The 4,472-nt window shown below is 74.7% G+C and carries 4 protein-coding genes and 1 pseudogene; 1 reads left to right on the top strand and 4 read right to left on the bottom strand.

The window, feature by feature from the left end; translation table 11 throughout:
• Positions 1–153: 153 nt before the first annotated feature.
• On the bottom strand, positions 154–666 hold the full coding sequence (locus AB0F11_RS37620; RefSeq protein ID WP_362184270.1) for a hypothetical protein: 513 nt from the start codon (positions 664–666) through the stop codon (positions 154–156).
• Between the two features lie 147 nt (positions 667–813).
• A complete protein-coding gene (locus AB0F11_RS37615) occupies positions 814–2,304 on the bottom strand; it encodes an MFS transporter (protein WP_362184267.1) in 1,491 nt (496 codons plus the stop codon).
• A 134-nt stretch (positions 2,305–2,438) separates the two neighbouring features.
• Between AB0F11_RS37615 and AB0F11_RS37610 the strand changes: the two genes are divergently transcribed.
• Positions 2,439–3,011: an XRE family transcriptional regulator gene (locus AB0F11_RS37610; RefSeq protein ID WP_362184264.1), complete on the top strand. Its 573-nt coding sequence runs from the start codon at positions 2,439–2,441 to the stop codon at positions 3,009–3,011.
• Between the two features lie 18 nt (positions 3,012–3,029).
• Here the strand turns inward: AB0F11_RS37610 and AB0F11_RS37605 are convergent, their stop codons facing one another.
• Both AB0F11_RS37605 and AB0F11_RS37600 read right to left on the bottom strand, forming a co-directional pair.
• Positions 3,030–4,241 carry an acyltransferase gene (locus AB0F11_RS37605; protein ID WP_362184261.1) on the bottom strand — a complete coding sequence of 404 codons (1,212 nt, stop codon included), beginning with the start codon at positions 4,239–4,241 and terminating at the stop codon, positions 3,030–3,032.
• Positions 4,242–4,282: 41 nt separating this feature from the next.
• A pseudogene (locus AB0F11_RS37600) lies at positions 4,283–4,472 on the bottom strand (hypothetical protein); the annotation flags it as partial.

Here is a 4,472-nt window from a genome sequence, read left to right as displayed (position 1 = left end):
CCCGGAACCTGCCCCCCGCCCACACGGGCGGAGCCGGGTTTCCTGGGGCTCCGCCCCAGACCCCTCGCCCCAAACGCCGGCGAGGCTGAGAACGCCGGCCCTCGGCTTCGTGAGCAGCAGCACTGGTGCCGGACCCTGGCCGGAGGCGGCGGCTCACCAGGGGGCGGTGGCCACCTCGCGGCCCTCGGTCGACCTGACGAACACCGTGCCGGTGTCCCCGTACGCCGCGTGCCGCCAAGCGGCGAACACCTCCGCCACCCTGCGGCCGTCCTCCGCCTCGCCCTTGCCGACGGACCGGGTCCGGAAGGTCACCTGCGCCTCCCCGGCGCCCCCCGCCCGGCGGACCCGGACCTCCTGGGCGGGCCCGGCCGGCATCATCGCGTCCGACTCCGTGCGGTGCCCGGCGAAGTAGGCGTTGAACTCGCGGGTCATGTCGTACCACCCCGCGGCGACGCACGGCCCGGGGCTGCCGGTGTCCTGGTCGGTCGGCGGATCGGGCGGGCCCGTCTCCTCGTCGGTCGGCGGGCCGGCACTGCCCGTCTGCTCCTCCGTGGGCGGGCCCGCGTCGCCCGTCGCGCTGCCCGTCTGCTCCTCCGTCGGCGGGTCCGCGTTGCCGCCGTCGGACGACCGGTCCGACGTCAGGTCGAGGCCGCACGTGGTCTCCACAGGCGGCGGCGCAGGCGGCCCTCCCGTGGTCCGTGTGGTGCCGCAGGCCGCGAGCACGCCGCACAGCACCCCCGCCGCCGCGGCCGACCAGGCCCTCGATGCGATGGTCCCCGAAAACACAGGCATAGCGCGTTGTCCCCCTCCCCCTCACCCATGGAGAGGGAATCCCGCGCCTCCCGGTTCCCGCAGGCGCCTCGGCGGCGTACGGACCCCTGCGGCGAGGGCGAGCGCGCCGCCGATCAGGACCGCGGCGGCGGCGAACGTGGCGCGCGTACCGGAGGCGACGGCCGACGGCGGAGCCGCGGTGACGTCGGCCGTCGCGGCGCCCAGGGCGAACACCGCGCCCATCACGGACGCTCCGGTGACGAGCCCGAGGTTGCGCGACAGGTTGAGCAGGCCCGAGACGACGCCCCGCCGACCGGGGTCGACGTCCGCCATGACGGCGGTGTTGTTGGCCGTCTGGAACAGGGCGTACCCGATGGTCAGGACGGTGAGCGGGAGGAGGTAGCCGGCGAGGCCGAGCGCTGCCGGGACCGCCGCCAGGACCGTGGCGGCGGCCGCCATCGCGGCGAGTCCGGCGACGGTGACGCGCCGCGCGCCGAGGCGGTCCACGAGCCGGCCGGCCGGCACTCCGGTGAACGCCGTGACGAGGGGGCCCGCCGACATGGCGAGTCCGACCAGGGCCGCGGGCAGGCCGAGGGCGCCGGCGAGGTGGAAGGGGCCGACGACCAGCGTCGCCATCATCACCGTCGAGACGAGGCCGCTCATCGCCAGCCCGGCGCCGAGCCCGGGCGTCCTGAGCATCGCGGGCCGCAGCAGCGGGGACCCCACCCGGGTCTCGGTCAGCAGGAACAGTCCGGCCCCGGCGGCCGTCGCCGCGAGCAGCGCCAGGTTGAGCGGGCCGAAGCGGCCCCGGCCCACGGTCATGGCGAGGGCGTACGCCGCCAGCGTCAGGGCCAGCAGCACCGTGCCGGCCAGGTCGAAGCGGGGCCGGGCGGCGGTGGCCTGCCGGGCCGGCCCGTCCGGCCGGTCCGCGGGCAGGTGGCGCCGGGCGAGGACGAGTGCCAGGGCGCCCAGGGGGACGCAGGCGAGGAAGACGGCCCGCCAGGTGAAGGCGGATATCAGCAGGCCGCCCAGCGAGGGGCCGAGCGCCGTGCCGACGGCGGACATGGTCCCGAGCAGCCCCATGGCGCTGCCGGTCCGGTCCTCGGCGACGGCCCGGCCGACGGACGCCATGGTGAGGGCCATCATGACGGCCGCCGCGAGCCCCTGGGCCGCGCGGGCCGCGATCAGCAGCGGGAGCGTGGGGGCCAGACCGCACAGGGCGGAGGCCGCGGTGAAGGCGCCGATGCCGGCGAGGAGCAGTCGGCGGCGCCCGAGGAGGTCGCCGAGCCGGCCGGCGCTGACGATCAGGGTGGTGATGGCGAGGAGGTAGGCGAGGACGACCCACTGGACGTCCTGGAAGGAGGCGGTGAACGCCTTCGCCAGCGTCGGCAGGGCGACGTTGGCGATGCTCGTGCCGAGCGAGGACAGCAGCATGGACAGGGACAGGGCGGCCAGCGCCCGGCGGGCCGGGGGTGTGCGCTGCCCGTTCCCGGTGACGGGGTGCTCTTCTCTTCCCGCGAGGGCTGGTTCCAAGGTGGACTCCGTGGGGTGGCGGCCCCGGCCCGGACGACGACCCGGTGTGCCGGACGGAGGGGGCGGGGCGGTGAGTGGGTGGGGGGCCCCACGGTGCGCCCGGCCCGCACGGCCCGCAAAGTAAGGTTGCCGATATGGCAAACGACGACGCCGCGGTGCTCGCCGCCGTGGGGCCGCGCCTGCGCGAGCTGCGCAAGAAGCGCGGGATCACCCTGGCCGGGCTGGCGCAGAGCACCGGTATCTCGGTCAGCACCCTGTCCCGTCTGGAGTCCGGGGAGCGCAGGCCGAACCTGGAGCTGCTGCTGCCGCTGGCCCGCGCGTACCGGGTGCCGCTGGACGAGCTGGTCGGGGCGCCGCCGGTCGGCGATCCGAGGGTGCGGCTGAAGCCGATCAAGCGGGCGGGGGTCACGATCGTGCCGCTGACCCAGCACCCGGGCGGGCTCCAGGCGTTCAAGATGGTCATCCCCCGCACGCGCCGCGTACCGGATCTGCGGACGCACGAGGGGTACGAGTGGCTGTACGTGCTCAGTGGCAGGCTGCGGCTGGTCCTCGCCGAGCGGGACCTTGAGCTTAAGCCCGGCGAGGCCGCCGAGTTCGACACCCGGCTGCCGCACTGGTTCGGCAGTACCGGGGAGGAGGCCGTGGAACTGCTCAGCCTGTTCGGCCCACAGAGCGAGCGCGTCCACGTCCGCGCGAAACCGCGCTAGTGCTGTGGCCGGCCCGGCTCAGCGGGCTGCGCGGATGCGTTCCGCCTCGGGGGCGGGCGGCTGCGCCGGGATCGCGGGGATCGCGGACCCGAGCGGGGTGTTCCTGCGGATGTCCTCCACACCGCGGCGCAGCCCTGCGCGCAGCCGCCGGCCCAGCGGCCGTTCGACCAGGCGGTGGATGAGCCAGGCGAGAGCGGCCATGACCGCGGTCACGCCGAGGACGAGCGGGACGGGCGGGACGTCGTGGCGGAAGTGGTGGATGAACGTCAGCCCGGCCATCATGTGGATCAGGTAGAGCGGGTACGTGAGCGCTCCGGCGTGCGGCAGCCAGCGCCAGCGGATGCGGTCGAAGGCGCCGAGGGCTATGCCCGCCATGACGAGGAACCCGCAGGTGATGATCACGTGGGCCGGCCAGGGGGGCAGCTCCAGGGCGGTGGTGCGCCCGAGGTTGGTGATCATCCGGCTCCGGACGAAACTCTGCGCGAGGAGGAACTGCAGCCCGACGATGGTCCACAGGACGGCATTGGGCCTGAAGCGGCGCATCAGGTGGAACGCTATGCCGGCGATGAAGTACGGCGAGAAGGACGGGATCGCGAAGAAGGACAGCAGACCGCTGTCGGCCGTCGGTGCGACGATCCCGGCCAGGGTCCAGACCCCGCAGAAGACCACGCAGTTGCGGTAGGTCACGCCGCGCAGGACGACCAGCGCGAACAGCACGTAGAACTTCAGCTCGACGAAGAGGGTCCAGTACGCGTCGTCGATGTGCGGCACGTCCATGCCGCCCTGCAGCATCGTCAGGTTCACCACGACGTCGCGGAACGCCTTGACCCCGCGCACCTCCGGCCAGGCGAACAGCACCGTGGAGGTGAAGACCACGGCCGCCCAGTACGCCGGGAAGAGCCGGGAGATGCGCGAGACCGCGAACTCGCCGGCGGTGCGGCCCCAGGCGCTCATGCAGATGACGAACCCGCTGACGAGGAAGAACAGCTCGACGCCGAGCCAGCCGTACGCGGCCCCCTTGCTCGCCACGGGGAAGACGGTGGCGACCGGCTCCCCCCAGGCGCTCTGCAGGGCGAGGTAGTGGTAGCAGAGCACGGAGAGCGCGGCGAGGATCCGGACGCCGTCCAGGACCGCCAGGCGGGCGCCGCCGCCCGTCTCGGCGCTGCGAGAGGGGCCGCGGTTCCGCCCGGACGGTCCGGTTGGTCGGGGTCTTGATCTCCACGCGCTCATAGCGTGGCACTGTACAGCTCACCCACCGGGAGGCTTTGGCCTCAGACCCAGGAGGCGGCCACCAAGGAGCGCTCCGCGGCGGCCAGGTGGGCGGCTGCGGCCAGCCAGGCCCAGGCGTAGCCGTCGGCCGAGGCGTCGGTGAGCCGGCCGAAGACGTCGCGGGGGCGCCGGTCGGCCTCCGCGGCCAGGGCCGTCGCCAGCTCGGCCGCGGTGGTGAAGCCGGCCCGCCGC

Origin of the sequence: Streptomyces sp. NPDC032472, from assembly GCF_040636955.1 — a bacterium.
In the GTDB taxonomy this organism is placed as follows: Bacteria; Actinomycetota; Actinomycetes; order Streptomycetales; family Streptomycetaceae; genus Streptomyces.
This window is presented reverse-complemented; position numbering and strand designations above follow the sequence as displayed.

Coding starts and splice junctions, on each gene's coding strand:
- AB0F11_RS37610 (WP_362184264.1), top strand. CDS start 2,439: ATGGCAAACGACGACGCCGCGGTGCTCGCCGCCGTGGGGCCGCGCCTG.
- AB0F11_RS37605 (WP_362184261.1), bottom strand. CDS start 4,241: ATGAGCGCGTGGAGATCAAGACCCCGACCAACCGGACCGTCCGGGCGG.